Source organism: Rhizobium hidalgonense (genome assembly GCF_005862185.2).
GTDB classification, from domain to species: domain Bacteria; phylum Pseudomonadota; class Alphaproteobacteria; order Rhizobiales; family Rhizobiaceae; genus Rhizobium; species Rhizobium hidalgonense.
Genome location: NZ_CP054028.1, coordinates 363,253 through 381,131, shown reverse-complemented (window position 1 = coordinate 381,131; position 17,879 = coordinate 363,253). Strand labels below are relative to the sequence as shown.

Annotated in this window: 22 protein-coding genes; 17 read left to right on the top strand and 5 right to left on the bottom strand. The window is 61.8% G+C overall.

Annotation, left to right across the window (positions count from 1 at the left end; genetic code table 11):
• Positions 1-4: 4 nt before the first annotated feature.
• Together FFM81_RS23085 and FFM81_RS23080 are read right to left on the bottom strand one after the other, a co-directional pair.
• Positions 5-328, bottom strand: a complete 324-nt coding sequence (locus tag FFM81_RS23085) for a type II toxin-antitoxin system RelE/ParE family toxin (protein ID WP_138384502.1) — start codon at positions 326-328, stop codon at positions 5-7.
• Positions 328-609: a type II toxin-antitoxin system Phd/YefM family antitoxin gene (locus tag FFM81_RS23080; protein WP_003572511.1), complete on the bottom strand. Its 282-nt coding sequence runs from the start codon at positions 607-609 to the stop codon at positions 328-330. Before FFM81_RS23080 ends, FFM81_RS23085 begins: the two co-directional genes overlap by 1 nt.
• A gap of 219 nt (positions 610-828) precedes the next feature.
• Between FFM81_RS23080 and FFM81_RS23075 the strand changes: the two genes are divergently transcribed.
• From FFM81_RS23075 to FFM81_RS23000, 16 genes are all read left to right on the top strand, one after another.
• Positions 829-1,821 carry an LLM class flavin-dependent oxidoreductase gene (locus FFM81_RS23075; RefSeq protein ID WP_138384503.1) on the top strand — a complete coding sequence of 331 codons (993 nt, stop codon included), beginning with the start codon at positions 829-831 and terminating at the stop codon, positions 1,819-1,821.
• Positions 1,822-1,844: 23 nt separating this feature from the next.
• Positions 1,845-3,194, top strand: coding sequence for an LLM class flavin-dependent oxidoreductase (locus FFM81_RS23070; protein WP_138384504.1), 1,350 nt, complete (start codon positions 1,845-1,847; stop codon positions 3,192-3,194).
• 18 nt (positions 3,195-3,212) lie between these two features.
• On the top strand, positions 3,213-4,412 hold the full coding sequence (locus tag FFM81_RS23065; protein WP_138384505.1) for a M20 aminoacylase family protein: 1,200 nt from the start codon (positions 3,213-3,215) through the stop codon (positions 4,410-4,412).
• Positions 4,413-4,420: 8 nt separating this feature from the next.
• Positions 4,421-4,972, top strand: a complete 552-nt coding sequence (locus FFM81_RS23060) for a GNAT family N-acetyltransferase (RefSeq protein ID WP_025417770.1) — start codon at positions 4,421-4,423, stop codon at positions 4,970-4,972.
• Between the two features lie 37 nt (positions 4,973-5,009).
• Positions 5,010-6,788: an amino acid ABC transporter permease/ATP-binding protein gene (locus FFM81_RS33155; protein WP_138384506.1), complete on the top strand. Its 1,779-nt coding sequence runs from the start codon at positions 5,010-5,012 to the stop codon at positions 6,786-6,788.
• 92 nt (positions 6,789-6,880) lie between these two features.
• Positions 6,881-7,825, top strand: a complete 945-nt coding sequence (locus FFM81_RS23050) for an ABC transporter substrate-binding protein (protein WP_138384507.1) — start codon at positions 6,881-6,883, stop codon at positions 7,823-7,825.
• Positions 7,826-7,889: 64 nt separating this feature from the next.
• The gene (locus tag FFM81_RS23045; RefSeq protein WP_138384508.1) at positions 7,890-8,825 is read left to right on the top strand and encodes an ABC transporter substrate-binding protein; all 936 of its coding nucleotides are present in this window, start codon (positions 7,890-7,892) and stop codon (positions 8,823-8,825) included.
• 30 nt (positions 8,826-8,855) lie between these two features.
• Positions 8,856-9,890 (top strand): LLM class flavin-dependent oxidoreductase, encoded by a 1,035-nt coding sequence (locus FFM81_RS23040; RefSeq protein WP_138384509.1) that lies wholly within the window; start codon positions 8,856-8,858, stop codon positions 9,888-9,890.
• A gap of 41 nt (positions 9,891-9,931) precedes the next feature.
• Positions 9,932-10,528 carry a 2-hydroxychromene-2-carboxylate isomerase gene (locus tag FFM81_RS23035; RefSeq protein ID WP_138384510.1) on the top strand — a complete coding sequence of 199 codons (597 nt, stop codon included), beginning with the start codon at positions 9,932-9,934 and terminating at the stop codon, positions 10,526-10,528.
• A gap of 157 nt (positions 10,529-10,685) precedes the next feature.
• Positions 10,686-11,246 (top strand): FMN reductase, encoded by a 561-nt coding sequence (msuE, locus tag FFM81_RS23030; RefSeq protein WP_138384511.1) that lies wholly within the window; start codon positions 10,686-10,688, stop codon positions 11,244-11,246.
• Positions 11,247-11,257: 11 nt separating this feature from the next.
• On the top strand, positions 11,258-11,455 hold the full coding sequence (locus FFM81_RS23025; RefSeq protein WP_025417776.1) for a hypothetical protein: 198 nt from the start codon (positions 11,258-11,260) through the stop codon (positions 11,453-11,455).
• A gap of 121 nt (positions 11,456-11,576) precedes the next feature.
• Entirely contained in the window at positions 11,577-11,741 is a 165-nt protein-coding gene (locus tag FFM81_RS23020) for a hypothetical protein (RefSeq protein ID WP_173883836.1), read from the top strand.
• Between the two features lie 12 nt (positions 11,742-11,753).
• Positions 11,754-11,906 carry a hypothetical protein gene (locus FFM81_RS23015; protein WP_003572480.1) on the top strand — a complete coding sequence of 51 codons (153 nt, stop codon included), beginning with the start codon at positions 11,754-11,756 and terminating at the stop codon, positions 11,904-11,906.
• The gene (locus FFM81_RS23010) at positions 11,903-12,484 is read left to right on the top strand and encodes an RBBP9/YdeN family alpha/beta hydrolase (RefSeq protein ID WP_025417777.1); all 582 of its coding nucleotides are present in this window, start codon (positions 11,903-11,905) and stop codon (positions 12,482-12,484) included. The genes FFM81_RS23015 and FFM81_RS23010 overlap by 4 nt, the downstream gene beginning before the upstream one ends.
• Positions 12,485-12,493: 9 nt before the next feature.
• Complete coding sequence (locus FFM81_RS23005; RefSeq protein WP_003572478.1) at positions 12,494-12,802, top strand: hypothetical protein; 309 nt, start codon at positions 12,494-12,496, stop codon at positions 12,800-12,802.
• Positions 12,803-12,832: 30 nt separating this feature from the next.
• Positions 12,833-13,546, top strand: coding sequence for a gamma-glutamylcyclotransferase (locus FFM81_RS23000; protein WP_246401325.1), 714 nt, complete (start codon positions 12,833-12,835; stop codon positions 13,544-13,546).
• 24 nt (positions 13,547-13,570) lie between these two features.
• On the opposite strand, the gene FFM81_RS22995 is transcribed toward FFM81_RS23000, so the two are convergent.
• The 3 genes from FFM81_RS22995 to tauA are packed head-to-tail and all read right to left on the bottom strand — an operon-like array spanning position 13,571 to position 16,276.
• Entirely contained in the window at positions 13,571-14,425 is an 855-nt protein-coding gene (locus FFM81_RS22995; RefSeq protein WP_097532875.1) for an ABC transporter permease subunit, read from the bottom strand.
• Positions 14,422-15,210, bottom strand: a complete 789-nt coding sequence (locus FFM81_RS22990) for a taurine ABC transporter ATP-binding protein (RefSeq protein WP_138384513.1) — start codon at positions 15,208-15,210, stop codon at positions 14,422-14,424. Before FFM81_RS22990 ends, FFM81_RS22995 begins: the two co-directional genes overlap by 4 nt.
• A gap of 52 nt (positions 15,211-15,262) precedes the next feature.
• Positions 15,263-16,276, bottom strand: coding sequence for a taurine ABC transporter substrate-binding protein (gene tauA / locus FFM81_RS22985; protein ID WP_128397695.1), 1,014 nt, complete (start codon positions 16,274-16,276; stop codon positions 15,263-15,265).
• A 220-nt stretch (positions 16,277-16,496) separates the two neighbouring features.
• Between tauA and FFM81_RS22980 the strand changes: the two genes are divergently transcribed.
• Complete coding sequence (locus tag FFM81_RS22980) at positions 16,497-17,873, top strand: FAD/NAD(P)-binding protein (protein ID WP_173883835.1); 1,377 nt, start codon at positions 16,497-16,499, stop codon at positions 17,871-17,873.
• Positions 17,874-17,879: the final 6 nt, after the last annotated feature.

The following is a 17,879-nucleotide window of genomic DNA, read 5'->3' as shown; positions in this document are numbered from 1 at the left end:
CGTGTTAGCGGATGAGCCTTCGCTCCAGAAACGCCTGCATGTCGCGGCGTCCGTCTACGACGCAGTAGACGACGACATCGGTGCCGAGGATGCGATAGATCATGCGCCATGGCTTGTGGTGGGGTTCGCGATATTCGGAGATTCCGATACTCGCCAGTTCCTTTGGAATATTTCCGCTGGCCGGGAATTCTTCGAGATCGGCGCAGGCGCTTTCGATGTCGCTTAGCACCCGCTCTGCAGTCTCGGCGCCGTCGCGGCCGGCGATGAACCGATAGAGATCCTCGATGTCCCGTTCCGCGTCCTCGGCGAAAAGAACACGATAGGCCATCAGGACTGGCTATCGGCCAGACGTTTGCGGAGGCGCGCGAAGGTTTCCGCAGCGGGGCGCAATTTGCCCTCGTCGACCTGCCGGTTGGTGAGGGCCAGCACTTTCAGGAGCGCCAGCGTCTCCTGCGTTTCTTCATATTGTCCGACATCCTGAAGAATGGCCTTCGCCTCGCCGTGCAGCGTAATGACCACCGGCTGCGGATTATCTTTCAGCGTCCGGATGATCTCGGGCGCGTGTGCCTTGAGGTAGCTGATCGGCTTGACCTGTTCTGAAAGCTTCATGCGAGCTCCATTTCGACCAGAATATAGATCATTAAATGGTCGATTGAAAGACGACTTTCAATCGACGGCATAACACGTTCGCGACATCCGATTGTCCGATTTCAGGTGCGCTGCTTTTTTCACACAATGCGTCCGAAAGAGAATGCCATTTCTTATAAAGGAGTTTGTCTACTGATTTTATAGACTAAGATTTGCAACCAGCGATCGGATCGTGGTGTCATGACTTACCTTCTCAGCCTGCTCGACAAAAGTCCAATCGAAGAGGGGCTTACCGCGGCGGATGCGCTGCGGGCGACGGTCAAGATTGCCGCCCGCGCCGAGGAACTCGGTTATCACCGTTTCTGGGTCGCTGAACATCATAACATGTCCAATCTGGCGAGTTCCGCGCCGGAGGCGCTGATCGCCTACCTCCTCGCCAGGACCTCGAAGATCCGGATCGGTTCGGGCGGCGTCATGCTGCAACATTACAGCGCCTATAAGGTCGCCGAGACCTTCAATCTACTGGCATCGCTTGCGCCCGGCCGTGTCGATCTCGGCGTCGGCAAGGCGCCGGGCGGTTTTCCTTTGTCGACCCGGGCTCTGCAGCTTGCTGTCGATCCGGCCAGGAAGCCGGATTTCGCGAGCCAGCTTTCCGATATCAACACCTATCTCGCCGCCGACCCGAATTACCAGGGCGCCCAGGCAACGCCGTTCCCGCCGACGGCGCCTGAACGTTTCCTGCTCGGCGCCAGCGTCGAGAGCGCCGAACTCGCCGCGGAGAAGGGCTGGGAACTGGTCTTTGCCGGCCACCTGAACGGCGACCCTGACAATCTGCGCCGGACTTTCGAGGCCTATGAGCGGGCATCCGGCGGTAAACGACCGATCCTGGCGCTCGCAGCCTTTGCCGCCGAAAGCGAGGATTATGCCCGCGAGCGTGTCGGCAGGCTGCGCATCGTCAAGGTGTTCCTGCCGAACGGCCAGACCGTCAATGTCGGCAGCGAGGAACAGGCGGCCGAATTTGCCCGCCAGGCCGGCGTCACCGACTACCGTATCGAGGAGAAGGTGCCGAGCGTGCTGCACGGCACAGCAAAGCAGATCCGCAAGGAGTTGGACGAACTTCACCACCGCTACGGCGTCAAGGAGTTCGTGCTCGACACGCCGGCGCTTTCGGTCGCCGAGCGCCTGGCCTCCATCGAGCTGCTCGCCGAGGAGCGGCTTTCGCTCGTCGCCTGACCGTTTCAACAAGGATTGATCCCATGGCTCAGAAACACGTCACGTTCGGCATCATGCTGCAGGGGCCAGGCGGCCATATGAATGCCTGGAAACATCCGAGCGGACCGGCCGATGCCAGCGTCAATTTCGACTTCTTCGTCAAGACGGCGCGCAAGGCGGAGGCAGCCGGCATCGCTTTTGCTTTCGTCGCCGACGGGCTCTATATCAACGAGCAGTCGATCCCGCATTTCCTCAACCGGTTCGAGCCGATCGCCATTCTCTCGGCGCTTGCCGCCTCGACCTCGAAAATCGGCCTCGTCGGCACGGTCTCGACCTCCTACAGCGATCCTTTCACCATCGCCCGCCAGTTTGCCTCGATTGATCTCATCAGCGGCGGCAGGGCAGGGTGGAATGCGGTGACCTCGCCGCTCGAGGGCTCGGGGCGCAATTACAGCCGCGAACACCCCGAACACGAGCTGCGCTATGAGATCGCCGAGGACTATATCGATGCGATCAAGGGCCTCTGGGATTCCTGGGACGATGACGCTTTCGTGCGCAATCGCGAGACCGGCGTCTATGCCGACAAGACCAGGATGCATCGCCTCAACCACAAGGGCCGCTTCTTCCGCATCGAAGGGCCGCTCAACATCGGCCGTTCGAAGCAGGGCCAGCCGGTGATCTTCCAGGCAGGAGCGTCGGACTCCGGCATCAGGCTTGCCGGCAAACATGCCGATGCCGTCTTTACCAATGGCGGGCCGTTCGAGGAGGCGCAGGCCTTCTATCGACAGCTGAAGGACAGCGTCATCGCGCATGGGCGCCGGGCGGCCGAGGTCGGCATTTATCCCGGCATTGGCCCGATCGTCGGGAGGACGGCCGAGGAAGCGGACGCCAAATATCAGGCGATCCGAAATCTCGTCACCATCGAGGAGGCGCTCGCCTATCTCGGCCGCTTCTTCGATCACCACGACTTCAGCACCTATCCCCTGGACGAGGCTTTCCCTGATCTCGGCGATATCGGCAAGAACAGCTTCCGCGCGACCACCGACCGCATCAAGAAGACGGCGGGTGAAAAGGGCCTGACGCTGCGCCAAATCGCGCTCGACGTCGCCACGCCACGCACCGCCTTCATCGGAACGGCGGAGCATATCGCCGACGAGATCATCCGCTGGGTGGATCAGGGTGCGGCCGACGGTTTTATCCTCGGTTTTCCCGTCATCGCCGAGGGCTTCGACGACTTTGCGCAATACGTCCTGCCGATCCTTACGGAACGCGGTTATTTCGATCCGGTGCTGAAGGGCGAGACGCTGCGCGACCATCTGGCTCTGCCCTTCCGCGAAAGCCGCTATGCAGCCGGCGCCGATCAGCTCGAGCCCGGAAAGGCTGTCGGCGCCTGAGGCGCTGACGGTTGCGTCATGGACATCATCGCTCAGAACCCGCGCAGCAACGATCCGGTCGAAAAGGGCATCGCCTGCTATCTCGATGAGATCATCGCGCTTCGCCACGATCTGCATCAATATCCCGAGCTTGCGTTCCAGGAGCTGAGGACCAGCAAGCTCGTGGCATCCCGCCTTTCCTCCTGGGGCTACGAGGTGGCGACGGGCGTTGCCGGCACCGGCATCGTCGCCACCCTCAGGCGTGGTGACGGCAGAAAGCGGATCGGCATTCGCGCCGACATGGATGCGCTGCCGATCGAAGAGGCGACCGGTCTTGCCTATGCCAGCAGCAATCCCGGCGTCATGCATGCCTGCGGCCATGACGGCCATACCGCGATCCTGTTGGGAGCTGCCCGCTATCTCGCAGAGAGCGGCAATTTCAATGGTACGCTGCGACTGATCTTCCAGCCCGCCGAGGAAATCGGCGCCGGTGCCCGCAAGATGATCTCGGAAGGTCTGTTTGAACGGTTTCCGGTCGATGCTGTCTTCGGGCTGCACAATTGGCCGGGTGTGCCGGCTGGCCAATTCGGCTTCGTCAGCGGCCCGGCCATGGCCTCGGTCGACAAGGCGATCATCAAGATCGTCGGGAAGGGCGGCCATGGCGCCGAACCGCACAGGACCGTCGATCCGGTGCTCGCTTCCGCCTCCTTCATCACGGCTCTTCAGAGCGTCGTCTCCCGCAATGTCGACCCGCAGGACATGGCGGTCGTTACCGTCGGCTCGATCCATGCCGGCTCCGCCTCGAACGTCATCCCGGAAAGTGTCGAGATGCAGCTGACCATGCGGGCCTTCAGCGAGACGGTTCGCCAGCTGCTGCAGCAGCGCATTCCAGCCCTTGCCCGCGCCCAGGCCGAAAGCTTCGGCGCCGAGGCGAATGTGAATTATCGCCTCGGTTTTCCGGCCTTGGTCAATCACGCCAAAGAGACGGCGTTTGCCCGTGATGTCGCCTATGACGCACTCGGCCTCGCGGCGATCGAGAAGGATTTCCGGCCAAGAACCGCGAGCGAGGATTTTGCCTTCATGCTGCAGGCCAATCCCGGCAGCTACCTTTTCGTCGGCAATGGCGACAGCGCGCCTCTCCACAGCGCTCATTACAATTTCAACGATGCAATCATCGCGCCCGCCGCCCGCTACTGGGTGCGGCTCGCCGAAACCTTCCTCACTGATGACAACGGGTGACGAACGATATGAGCGAAACGTTTCTCTATACGAGCCCTCTCGATCCGCGCGCACAACCGTTGATCGATGAGCTGATCCACGAATATGACAGCCGCTACGGCACCTATTTCAATGCCGAAGGTGCCGCGGCCGAGCTCAACCGCTATCCCGCCGAAGCCTTTGCGCCGCCTCACGGCAACTTCCTGCTGCTGATCCGTAATGGCGAAACCATCGGCGGCGGCGCCTTCAAGCACTATGACGAGCGCACGGCCGAGTTCAAACGCATCTGGACGCGTTCTGACCTGCGCCGCCAGGGGCTTGCCCGAAAGGTGCTGGTGGAGCTGGAAATCCAGGCCGCCCGCCAGGGCTATGGCCGTATTTATCTCACGACCGGTTTCCGCCAGCCCGAGGCCGTCGGCCTCTATCTGAAGGACGGCTACACCGCTCTCTTCGACACATCGGCCGATCCCGAGATCTACAAGAGCCTGCCCTTCGAGAAGGATATTAGCCATCTGGCCGTGCCTGCTCAGGAGGATGTGGCGGCCGAACCGCGCCTGCGCGTGGCCGGCGCAAATTACTGAAAACGGCAAAGACCGACAATCATAAAAGGGAAGCACAATGGCACTGACGACGGATTTCGCCGGTATCGACACCGGCAGCAGAACGGTCGAATCGAAGCAGGATTATTCCCGTTACCGCATCGTGCCGGCCCGCCATCCCGGCCGTCTGGCAGGCACGATCTTTGCCGCCGTCGTCATGATTGCCGTGCTCTATTCGACCTTCACCAATCCGCGCTGGGGTTGGAACGTCTTTGCCGAATGGTTCTTTGCCGAGCCGGTGCTCGTCGGCCTCGGCAGGACGTTGCTGCTGACCGTGCTTGCCGCGATATCCGGTTCCATTCTCGGAACGGCGCTGGCGCTTGCCCGGGTCTCCCGGTCGCCGCTGCTATCGGGTCTTTCCTGGGGCTATATCTGGCTGCTGCGGTCGATCCCCGTCATCGTGCTGCTTTTGATATTGAACAATCTCGGCTATCTCTACGAAACGATCAAGATCGGCATTCCCTTCACCGATACGGTCTTCATCGACTATCCCACCGTACAGTTGCTGACACCCTTTGCCGCGGCCTTCCTCGGCCTGACCCTCAACCAGTCGGCCTTCTTCGCCGAAATCGTCCGCGGCGGCATTCTGTCGGTGGATCATGGGCAGCTGGAAGCGGCAGCCGCACTCGGCCTGCCGCGCCGCCGCCAGGCCTTCCGTATCGTGCTGCCGCAGGCCATGCGATCAATCCTGCCGACCGGCTTCAACGAGCTGATCGGGTTGGCGAAGAGTACGTCGATGGTCTACGTGCTGGCGCTGCCGGAACTCTTCTACACGGTGCAGGTGATTTATCGCCGCAATCTCGAAGTCATTCCGCTGCTGATGGTGGCGACCGTCTGGTACCTGATCATCATGACGGTGTTGTCGGTCGCTCAGCGCTATATTGAGCGTTACTTCTCCAAGGGCGCCGTGCGCAATCCGGCTCCGCTGCCCTTTCAAGCATTTTTCGAGCGCTTCCGCCGTCCGCTTCCTGTCGTCGATACGGCGACCGACACCGTCCGCAAGGTCGGCTTCCGGGATGCGGCGGTGCTCAGAGCCGCAGGCGGCGTAGTGCGCATTCAAGGCATCTCGAAGAGTTTCGGCTCGCTGAAGGTGCTTGATAAAGTCGAACTCAGCCTACAGGCGGGCAGCGTGACCGCCATTCTTGGTCCCTCCGGCTCCGGCAAGTCGACGCTGCTGCGCGCCATCAACCATCTGGAGCGTGTCGACGAGGGCTTTATCTCGGTCGACGGCGATTTCGTCGGTTACAGCAGGAAGGGCGACACGCTTTACGAGCTCAAGGAGAAAGAGATCCTCCAGCGCCGCGCCGATATCGGCATGGTCTTCCAGAGCTTCAATCTCTTTCCGCATCTGACCGTGCTCGAAAATCTCATCGAGGCGCCGATCCAGGTTCGCGGCATCGGCCGCGAGGATGCCGTGCAGTTGGCGCAGGAGCTTTTGGCGCGCATCGGCCTCAGCGACAAGATCAACGCCTATCCGCGCCAGCTCTCCGGCGGCCAGCAGCAGCGTGTGGCGATCGCCCGCGCATTGGCGCTCCGTCCCAAGGTGCTGCTCTTCGACGAGCCGACCTCTGCACTCGATCCGGAGCTGGTCGGCGAGGTGCTCGACGTCATCAAGGAACTCGCCCGAACCGGCACGACGCTGGTTATCGTCACCCATGAAATCGGTTTTGCCCGCGAGGTCGCCGATACCGTCGTCTTCATGGAAAGCGGCCGTATCCTGGAGGCCGGCCCGCCGGCCCGCATTTTCACGCAAGCCGAGCACGCTCGAACACGCGAGTTTCTCGCCAAGGTTCTCTAGCGCCCGATAGCGCTGGCGAAATGCCGGGCCGCGACGGGCTGCTCCGGTCGAATGACAACAATCACAACCTAAAGATGAAATGGAGATGGGGCATGACATTTGCAGTTAAAGCAAGGCTTCTGATAGCAGGAGCCGTGACGGTTGCCGCGATCGGCTTCGGTTCGGCGCAGGCGCAGCAGAAATTCGATCTCAGCCCGGAACAGCCGAACCGGCTGCGGGTGGAAAAGAACGAGAAGCGCATTGCCGAAGTCAAGGACTTCAAATTCGTCGAAAACGGCGTCTTCACTGTCGGTATCAGCTCGAGCGGCAACCTGCCGCTGCATGACTATGCCTCCGATTCCAAGACGGTTATCGGCTACGACGTCGATCTCGCGCAGGTCATTGCCGACAGCCTCGGCCTTAAGCTCAATCTCGTTTCCGTCGCCTGGGCCGATTGGCCGCTCGGGCTGACCTCAGGAAAATTTGATGCGGTGATCACGAACGTGACCGTCACGGAAGAGCGCAAGCAGAAATTCGACTTCTCGACCTATAGGAAGGATGAGCTCGGCTTTTACGTCAAGGCCGACAGCCCGATCACGGCGCTCAAGCAGCCGAAGGATATTGCCGGACTGAAGGTCATCACCGATGCCGGCACCAACCAGGAGAAGATCCTGCTGGAATGGGACCGGCAGAACGTCGCGGCCGGCCTGAAGCCGATCGAGGTGCAATATTATGACGACGATGCGGTCAAGGATCTCGCCGTCCAGTCCGGCAGGGCCGACGCCGTCTTCAGCGTCAACGCGACGCAGGCCTATTCGGCCGGCATCAACGGCAAGACCAAGCTCGTCGGTACCGTCAGCGGCGGCTGGCCGATCACCGCCGAGATTGCGGTCACCACCCGCAAGGGCAGCGGCCTGGCGGCGCCGGTGACCGATGTCGTCAACGACCTGATCGCCAACGGCGCCTATAAGAAGATCCTCGATACCTGGAATCTCGGCCCGGAAGCGATCGACAAAGCGCAGACCAACCCGCCCGGCCTGCCGAAGAGCGGCTCCTGATCCGTGTTCGGCCGGCAGTATTCCTGCCGGCCATTCCTGCCTGCCAATTTGGAGATTGAAGACGATGATTGCCTTCCCGGCATTCCGGACCCTGCTGATCGCCGCCATGACGTCCGGCCTTTCCTTCGGTGCAACCCGTGCCGCCGATGATTTCGACCTCAGCCCGCAGCAGCCGGGCAGGCTGCATGCTGCCAGGAACGAGGCGGCGATTGCCTCTATCCCTGTGGCATTCAAGTTCGTCACGCCGGGCAAGCTCACCATCGCCGTCAGCCCCGGCGGTCCTCCGCTTGCGACCTATGCCACCGACGCCAAGACCGTAGTCGGGGCAGATCCCGACTATGCCTACGCCATTGCTGACAGCCTCGGCCTGACGCTGGAGATCGTACCCGTTGCCTGGATCGACTGGCCGCTCGGCCTCGCCTCGGGCAAATACGATGCCGTCATCTCCAATGTCGGCGTCACCGAGCAACGCAAGGAGAAGTTCGATTTCTCCACCTATCGCCAGGGACTGCACGGGATCTTCGTGAAATCGGACAGTCCCGTTGCCTCGATCAAGGAGCCGAAGGATGCGGCCGGGCTTAGGATCGTCGTCGGCGCCGGCACCAATCAGGAGCGCATCCTGGTGAAATGGAGCGAGCAAGATGTCGCCGCAGGCCTGAAACCGATCGAGCTGCAATATTACGACGATGAGGCGACGAGCCTTCTGGCGCTGCAGTCGGGCAGGGCCGATGTCATCGTCCAGCCGCATGCGCAGCTCGTCTTCATCGCCGCGCGCGACAAGAACATCAAGCGTGTCGGCACGCTGAGCGCCGGCTGGCCGGATCGCTCGGATGTGGCGATCACTACGCGCAAGGGAAGCGGGCTGGCGGACGCGCTGACGATCGCTACCAACGGCCTGATCGAGGACGGCACCTACGCCAAAATCCTCGAGCACTGGCATCTTTCCGAGGAGGCCCTGCCGGAATCCGAGACCAACCCGCCCGGCCTACCGAAATATTGATCATCGGATGGCAGCAGGAGAAGGGACGACATGAGCGGCCGCACCATATCCATCAGCCATATCGGCTTCCTCACCCCCGGCAATTATCCCGACGACGATCCGCTGTCGGGGCTGGAGCAGACACTTCAGCAGCTGCAATATGGCGAGGAGCTGGGCTTCGAGAGCGCCTGGGTCCGCCAGCGGCACCTGGAGCCGGGAATTTCTTCGGCGAGCGCCTTCCTGGCGGCGGCGACGCAGCGAACCAGCCGGATCGAGCTCGGAACCGCGGTCATTCCGATCGGCTATGAAAGCCCCTATCGGCTGGCCGAAGACCTGGCGACCGTCGACGTTCTCGCACGTGGGCGGCTGAACATCGGCGTCAGCGCCGGCCGGCCGCTGCACGCTGAGCTGATCGCCCCGCTTGTCTTCGACGGCGACTGGAGCAGCTACGATTTCTCGCATGATCGCGTGCTGCGCTTTGCCGACAATCTGCGCGGCGCCTATCTCGGCGACGCGCAGACTTTGATCAAGACGCCCTTCGGTCCGCAGCGGCCGCGCCTGCAGCCTTACGCCAAGGGTTTGATCGACCGGATCTGGTACGGCGGCGGGTCGCAGCGTTCGGCCGCGTGGGCCGGCCGCAACGGCTTCAACCTGTTGACGGGCAATGTGATAACGGGCGAGGGGACGGATGATTTCTTCGTCGCCCAATCGCGGTTGATCGAAACCTTTCGTCGCGCCGACAGCCATTGCCGCGTCGCGCTCGGCCGCGTCATCGTGCCTTTCGACAGCGCCGATGCGGCAACGCGCCGGCGGTATCGAGACTATGCCAATGGCCGCCACGAGCGGACGCTTTCGCCGCAGGGCGAACGGCGCACCTTGTTTGCTCGGGATGTCGTCGGCACGTCGGACGAGATATTGGAGCAGCTTTTCGCCGATCCCATCCTGCCCGAGGTGGGCGAGTTGCGGCTGGAGCTTCCCTACGAGTTCGAGCATGAGGAATATCGCCAGATCCTCCACGACTTCGTGACGACGATCGCACCGGAGCTCGGCTGGAAACGGCAGCCGGACATCCGGGTTGCGTCCTGACGGACGTCACGTCGGAACAACCATCTACGAGGAATTGATCAGTGACCAAAACCGTGGATTATTTCTTTTCGATCGGATCGCCCTGGTCCTACATCGGCTTCGACGCTTTCACCGAACTGGCAGCGAAGAACGACGTCGTCGTCACGCCCTATCTGACGACGGTCGTCGAGGAAAATGGCGGCATCTTCTCACGCAACCGTCCGGAAATCCGGCGCGCTTACTGGATGCGGGATCTCAAGCGCTGGGCGCGCGTCCGCGGCAAGGAGCTGCGGCTCGATCATCTCCCGGAGCTCGGCGATCCGACGCCGGCTTCCCTCTTCGTGATTGCAGCCTATCTCGACGGACAGGATTGGATCGGTGTTGCCCGCTCCCTCCAGCACGCCTTCTGGAGCGAAGCGAAGGATATCGGTAGGCCCGATGTGCGCGAGGCGATCGTCGTCGCCGCAGGTTTCGATGGCGCCGCCCTTCTCAGGCGGCAAGCCGACGACGATGTCCAGAACAAGTGGTCGGCGGACCGCGTCCATGCCCGTGACAGCGGCGTCTTCGGTTTTCCCACCTATGTCTATGATGGCGAGATCTATTGGGGACAGGACAATTTGCCTTTCCTCGAACGGCATCTTCACGGCGACAAGCCTTGAACGTGAAGTGGCTCCTCCGTCGAGCAGGGTGCAGCTTATGCGTGCTCACGCGACGGCGAACGTTTTTTTCAACGGCGCGAACAAGGAGAGTTTCACGTTCCTTTAATCTATCAATTTACTAGACAATAATTGAGGCAACTTAAAGAGAGGAAAACCCATGTCAGGTTTCAAACTCGTCGGCATTGCCGGCAGCTTCAATCGTCCATCGAAGACACTGGCGCTCGTGCGGCACGTTGCCGAACGTGCGAGTATTCGCTACGGATTTGCGAGCAAGACCTATGATCTGCATGATATCGGTCCGTCGCTGGGCAGCGCCTTGTGGCGCAAGGACCTCGACGAGCAGGGCAAGCGTGTGATCGACGAGATCGTGCAGGCCGATGCCCTCGTCATCGGCTCGCCAACCTACAAGGGCTCCTATCCCGGCCATTTCAAGCACCTGATCGATCTGATCGACCCGCAGGAGCTTCGGGGCAAGCCGATCATCATCACGGCGACAGGCGGCGGTGACCGGCATGCTCTGATGGTCGAGCATCAGCTTCGGCCGCTGTTCGGCTTTTTCATGGCCCATACGTTGCCGACGGCCGTTTATGCGTCCGATCGCGATTTCACCGATTATACGGTCTCATCCGATCCGATTCTGGGCCGCGTGGGCGAGGTGGTCGGAGAATTGGCAGCCTTCTTTCCGGGCGCAAACCCGGCACTGGCGGCGGCGGAATAAGGACCGTCACCATGGCCCGATCTCAGGAAGCAACGATCCCCGATGCGGAACGGCCGGCCGCCGGCGAGCAATTGTGGAGCGTCTTCGAATTCGCCCGACGGTATCGGCTGGCGAAACGCGAGGAGAACCGTCTGCTGATGCTCTACGGACCGACCGCGTCGCTTCACGATCTTCTCGCCAATGCGCAACGCCATTCGCTGCTTTCCTAAAACAGGTCGCGCAGAGATGTGCAGCGGTTTGCGTGAACGACGCGCTTTAAACGAGGCGTCGATTAAAAGAGTGAGAGCACGGCTCCAGCTGCAGAATATCGGTCCCTGACAGGAGGTTCGCATGACGCTTGATTTCCATTTGTGGCTGAAACGCGCGCTCGGTCTGCTCATGCCGAAGATGTCGAAGCCCGTAGACGCATTGTTCGCGCGGGACGACGAGCGGGACCGGTCCGCCCGCGAATACGAGCTTTACTATTGGGGCACTATGCCCGGCCTTTGGTATTGAGGAGGGCGCGTCATGGCAGTCGTCTTTGAGAGCGGCCTTGCTCGGCGTGGTGGGAGAAGAGCAACAGCGAGCCTCTTGTCGCAATTGGGGCATGCGGCCGGGCTCTGTACGATCACCGCTTCCTTCACCTTCCTGTTTGCTCTGGTGATCGGGCTGATTCGATGAGCGAAGTCCTCATCCTTCCCGGCCTTTTCGGCTCTGGAGAAGGGCATTGGCAACACCACTGGCTGGAGGACCAGCCGGGCAGTCGTTGCGTCGCTCAAGATGACTGGGATCGCCCGAACCTCGACGCCTGGCTGCCGCGGCTGGAAGGCGCGCTTGAAGAAGCCGGCGAGGCCTATCTGGTTGCCCATAGTCTCGGATGCCTGCTTGCCGCCCGTCTGGCGGGGCGAAGTGTTGCGCGCCGCGTCATGGGGGCGCTGCTCGTTGCTCCCTGCGATCTGCGGGACACCGAAATTCTGCATCCGGGACAAATCACCTTCGGCGGCATGCCGACGGCGCCCTTGCCTTTCCCCAGCATCGTCGTCGGCAGCATGAACGATGCCTATATGACGGTCGACCGGCTGAGCCTGTTCGGCCGCCTGTGGAATGCCGAAACCAGGAATATCGGCCTTGCCGGCCACATCAATATTGCCAGCGGCTTTGGTCGCTGGCGCAGCGGCTACCGACTGCTGGAGGCCTTGAAGACGCAGGCGCGGGGGCGCAGGCCCACCGTTTCCATGCCGCCTGCTTTTGCGGTGTGAGACAGCGCAATGTCCGATATCGTCGCCGATCTCTTGCGCCTGAGTGAAGATCCGAACGCCGATCCAAGGAGCCGGCGCCGGCAGACGATGGAACGGTTGGTGCAGACGCTGCTGGCCATGGCCGATGCCGAAACGGGATCGGAAGATGCGCAGCATCGCACGTCGATCGTCCAACTGACGACGATCATCCGCGACATGACAGGAAGGATCGCAGAGGCCGATGATGCGACATTCTCGGCAATCGTCAGGGAAGCCGCGATGCTCCTGCGCAGCTTGCAACTGCGACAGGCCGAGCCGGCCACATCCTCGGTGCATTGACGGATGAGCGACTTGGGGAGCACGATATTGATGACCGGACCGGGAATGGCTCTGACCGACGAACTCGTGTCGCTGAGCCTTCGCCCCGAGGTCGATGTCGGTCCGGAGCCGCACCGAAAACCGTTGACGGACGCGGAGCTGGAGATGCTTGCCGAGCGGCTCCTTCACGAGTCGGCGGGCGCGCCGCTTTGGATCTTCGCCTACGGATCATTGATATGGAAGCCGGACTTCGACGCCGTCGAAGCGCAACATGGCGCCACACGAGGGTGGCACCGCTCCTTCTGCCTGGAGATGACCCGCTGGCGGGGAACGCGGGCGCAGCCCGGCCTGATGATGGCGCTCGACCGGGGTGGCCGTTGCAACGGCATCGTCTTCAGGCTCGCCGACGACGATCGCCTTGGCCAGCTCCGGCGGTTGATCCGTCGTGAGGTCGGCACGATGGACGACGCCGCGACGGTTCGCTGGATCCCGGTCGTGACTGCGCATGGGCTCGTGCGCGCGCTGGTTTTTTGGGCTGGCCCCAAGGGCGAGCGTGTTGCCCGCAAGTTGCCGCTGGAGACGGTGGCGCGGGTGTTGGCGCGCGCCTGCGGGCACATGGGCTCCTGCGCCGAATATCTCTATCTGACCGTGAAGCATCTGGAGGAACGCGGCATTCGGGACCGCAATTTATGGCGGCTTCAGCAACTGGTCGCAGCCGAACTCGTCGCCATACACGGGCTGAACGGGGCGACAGGCAGCCATTGAACATGGCTGCCTGCAGCCGTTCGGTCAGAGCTTGCCTTTCCAGGGGACGAGGAATGCCTCGAGGAACCGGATAGCGGCCGAGAAGGTGAAGGCGCAGATCGCAATGATGCCGATCCCGACGAAGACGACGTCGGTCGCCAGGAACTGCGATGCCGACATGATCATGAAACCGATCCCGCGCGTCGAGGCGATCAGCTCCGCCGCAACCAGCGTGCCCCAGCCGACACCAAGCGCAATCCGGATGCCGGTGAGGATCTCGGGCAGGGCGGATGGCAGGACGATGTCGAGGAAGAGCTGCAGCCGGCTCGCGCCGAGCGACCGGGCGGCATTGACGCGCTCGATCGGGAGAGACCGAACGCCTGCTTGAGCAGAGAGGCAGATCGGCGCGAACATCGCCAGCACCAGCAGCGTGATCTTCGACGTTTCGCCGATGCCGAGCCAGATGATCATCAGCGGCAGGTAGGAGAGGGGCGGAAGCGGCCAGTAGAACTCGATCGGCGCGTCGAGCACGCCTTTCGCCCAGCGGTTCAGTCCCATGAGCAATCCGAGCGGAATGCCGGCGGTGATGGCGATCAGGGCAGCGACGACGATGCGGAACAGGCTTGCAAAGACATGTTCGGAGAGCGACGCTCCGGCGTAACCGTCGCGATAGATGGCGCCGATCTGCGTCAGCACTTCATCCGGGCGCGGCAGAAACAGGTGCGGGACGACGCCGAGCGCGGATACGAGCCACCACAGCAGCAGGATCGCCAGGGCGGTGGCGATGCTGATGGCCACCGTGGATTTCTCGCCGGCGCCGAAGCTTGCCATTTTCACCAGCTTGACCTGACGGTCCTCTCGATGCGCGCCAATCGGCGGGGCCTGGACGATATCGCTCATGCCGCACTCCTCAAATCTTCGCTGCTGTGAAGGATGGCGCGGATTTCCTCGCGCAGTTCTGCAAATCGCGGCGACGCCTTGATCGAGCGGGCATCGCCGGTTTCGGCGAAGCGGCGGACAAAATCCAGATCGAAACGCGCCACGACACGCCCCGGCCGAGGCGACATCACGAGAACCTGGGTGCCGAGGAACAGGGCCTCTTCGATCGAGTGGGTGATAAAGAAAATCTTCTTGGCCGTTTTATCCCAGATGGACACCAGTAGTTCCTGCATCTGGTCGCGGGTCAGGCTGTCGAGCGCGCCGAACGGTTCGTCCATCAGCAGAATGTCGGGATTTGTCGCGAGCGCTCGGGCGATGCCCACACGCTGGCGCATGCCGCCCGACAGTTCATAGGGAAAAGCGCCGGCGAATTCGTCGAGGCCAACGAGCCGGAGCAATTCCAGGGCGCGGGCTTGGCGCTCCCTCCGGTTTACGCCGGCGAATTTCAAACCGAGCGCGACATTGTCGACAACCGTTTTCCACGGTAGCAGCGAGTCCTTCTGAAAAACGACGCCGCGATCGGCGCCCGGCCGTTCAACGGCCCGGCCATCGAGCGTGATCCGGCCATCGGAAATCGGGAGAAAGCCGGCAATCGCGTTGAGAAGGGTTGATTTGCCGCATCCGGACGCCCCGAGCGCAATCACGAAGCCCCGATCGGGAATATCGAAGGAGACGCGATCGAGCGCTTGGACGGTGCGTCCGTCGCGGGCTGAGAAGAAAACGCTGGCGTGGTCGACTTTAAGCATGGTGCCGCTCGCAGTTTGACCCTGGCGCGTACCGCGCCAGGGTCGGGGAGGATCAGTTGCTGACGCCGGTGAGCGCGTCTGCGGTGACGAAGGCGCCGTAATTTTCCAGCACATCGGAGACCTTGCCCTGTCCCTTCAGGAACGAAGCGGTGTCCTTGAGGATCTTGCCGGCCCCCGCCTTTTCGCCGCCGCCGAGCCAGGCGTCCGATGCCTGGACGTCCGGCGTCAGAAGCGTCAGGTTCTTCAGGGCCGAAGCCTGCTGTTCGGGCGTGCCGCCGAGAAGCTTGGAGAGCGACTTGGCATTGTCGCTGTCGGGACCCCAGGCAGCTTTATCAGATGCGAAGGAGGCGTAATATTTGTTAATGACCGAGGCGAAGCCCTTGAGGAATTCCGGGTTGTCGCCGGCAAATTTCGAGGTCGCAACCCAGGCCGAGAATGTCGGGGCTCCCTTGTCCGCCACATCCTTGGAGGTGACGAGCACCTTTCCGTTCTTCTTCAATTCGGTCAGAGCCGGATCCCAGACGAAACCGCCGTCGATATCGCCGCGGTTATAGCTCGCGACGATCTCGGGCTGCGGGATGGCGAAGACCTGAACGTCTTTCTCGGTCAGGCCGAGCGATTTGATCAGCGCCAGGAGCTGATAATGGTCGGTGGAAACAGGCGCGGCGGCAAGCTTCTTGCCCTTCAGATCGTTCAGGCTCTCGATGCCGGATCCATTGCGCACGACGAGCGCTTCGTCGATGCCGGAGATGGAGGCGAGGTAGAAGGCCTTGACCTCGAGCCCGCGCGAGACCGCAGCCGCAAACGGACTGGAGCCGACATAGCCGACCTGGACGTCGCCGGAGGCGATGGCCGCAAAGATCTCGGCGCCCGAATTGAACCTGCGGAAATCGATCTCATATCCCGTCGTCTTGGCGAATTCGCCGTTGGCGATCGCCACGGAAGACGGCAAGGCATCGGTTTGATAGCCGACGACGACCTTCTTGTCTGCCGCCTCAGCGATAACTGCCGTTGCAAGAGTGCCGACGCCGATCGCGATCGCGGCAACCAATTTTTTGAAATTCATCCTAAGCCCCTTTGTTTGAGGGCCACCCGGCCCCCTTGATCTCACCCTCAAAAGGGTAATCGTTGAGAATGGGCTGGCGGGAGAAATAACAAACTATATTTATAGACTATAGAGATAATTGTTTTCGTGATTCTGCCGCTGGTGCGATCAGCAGGGACCGGTAAGCGACACGGGGCTTGAATGACGAAATGTCTCGATGACGTTCTGAGCTTCAGGGAGAGTGCATTTGACATATGATGTTATCGTGGTTGGTTCCGGTTTTTCGGCGATAGCGGTTACCTGCAATCTCATCGAACAGCTTCCCGCTTCGGCAAAAGTCGCCGTCGTCGGCGACGATCCTGGCTTCGGCCGCGGGACGGCGTACCGGACGGAGCTCTATCTCCATCGCCTCAATGTTCCCGCCGGCCGCATGAGCCTGCTGCCGCATCAACCCGACGACTTTGTCGACTGGCTGAAAAACCATGGACGTCAGTTGCAGGCCGGCGATTTCGCCTCGCGCAGCGATTACGGTCTTTATGTCAGGGATACGCTTGCGCGGCTGCTTCGAAAGCGGGACGGCCGTTGCCGGGTGGACTTCATCAAGGCCAAGGCGGCGGGATGCGTTGAACGTTACAGCAGCACGCTGGCATTCCATCTCGGCAATGGTGACGAGATTGCCGGGAAGAACGTGGTGCTCTGCCTCGGCGTGGGGAACGCGACCCTTCCGGTCGCTCCGGACGGAGTCCCGCCATCGCTGCGATCACGGATCATCGAGAACCCGTGGCGGCTCTCCTGGCTCAGGCGCGTCGCACCCTTCGATGCGGTCTGCATCCTCGGCTCCGGTTTGACGATGATCGATCAGGTTCTGGCACTTCGCGCCCACGGCCATCGGGGCAGGATCGACGTGCTTTCACGGCGCGGGCTTGCACCGCTCGGACATGCGAGGACGCCGCCGGCGCCTCTGCCGATCGACGTCGCGAGGCTCCCGGATACGATCAGCGGCCTATTGAAGACGTTGCGGGAAAAGAGTCGGGAGGTCGCCGACTGGCGGAGCGTGATGGACGGCCTGAGACCGGTCACGCAAATTCTCTGGCAACGGCTTTCGAGCGAGGAGCGGGCGCGTTTCCTGCGACATGCGCTTGCATGGTGGAACATCCACCGTCACCGGGTCGCGCCGGACGTGTTTTCCGCGTTCGAGAAACTGGTTTCGGACGGAACCGTTCGCTTCCACGCGGGCTTCTTGAAATCGCTGGAGGCCGGGGAAGACAGGCTCATCGCCTGTTACAGGGTCAGAGCGAAGGGGGAGATCGCAGAGATCCGGGCGGACTGGCTGGTCAACTGCACGGGTATGGAGCGCGCCGGGATCAGCCACTCGCCGCTTTTGAAGGAAATGAGCCGATTTCAGCTGATCGTTCCCGATCCTCTCGGCCTCGGCATCCAGGTGAATGCGGCTTCCGAAGTGACCGCCCCGTGTCGAATCTCGCCCGCTCGGCTGTTTGCCGTCGGCGCCTTGACTGCGGGGCAATTCTGGGAGATCACCGCCGTCCCCGACATTCGGGTACAGGCAAAGACCGTGGTCGAAGAGATCGTCAGGGCGCGGTCGAATTCCGATGAATAGGCTGAC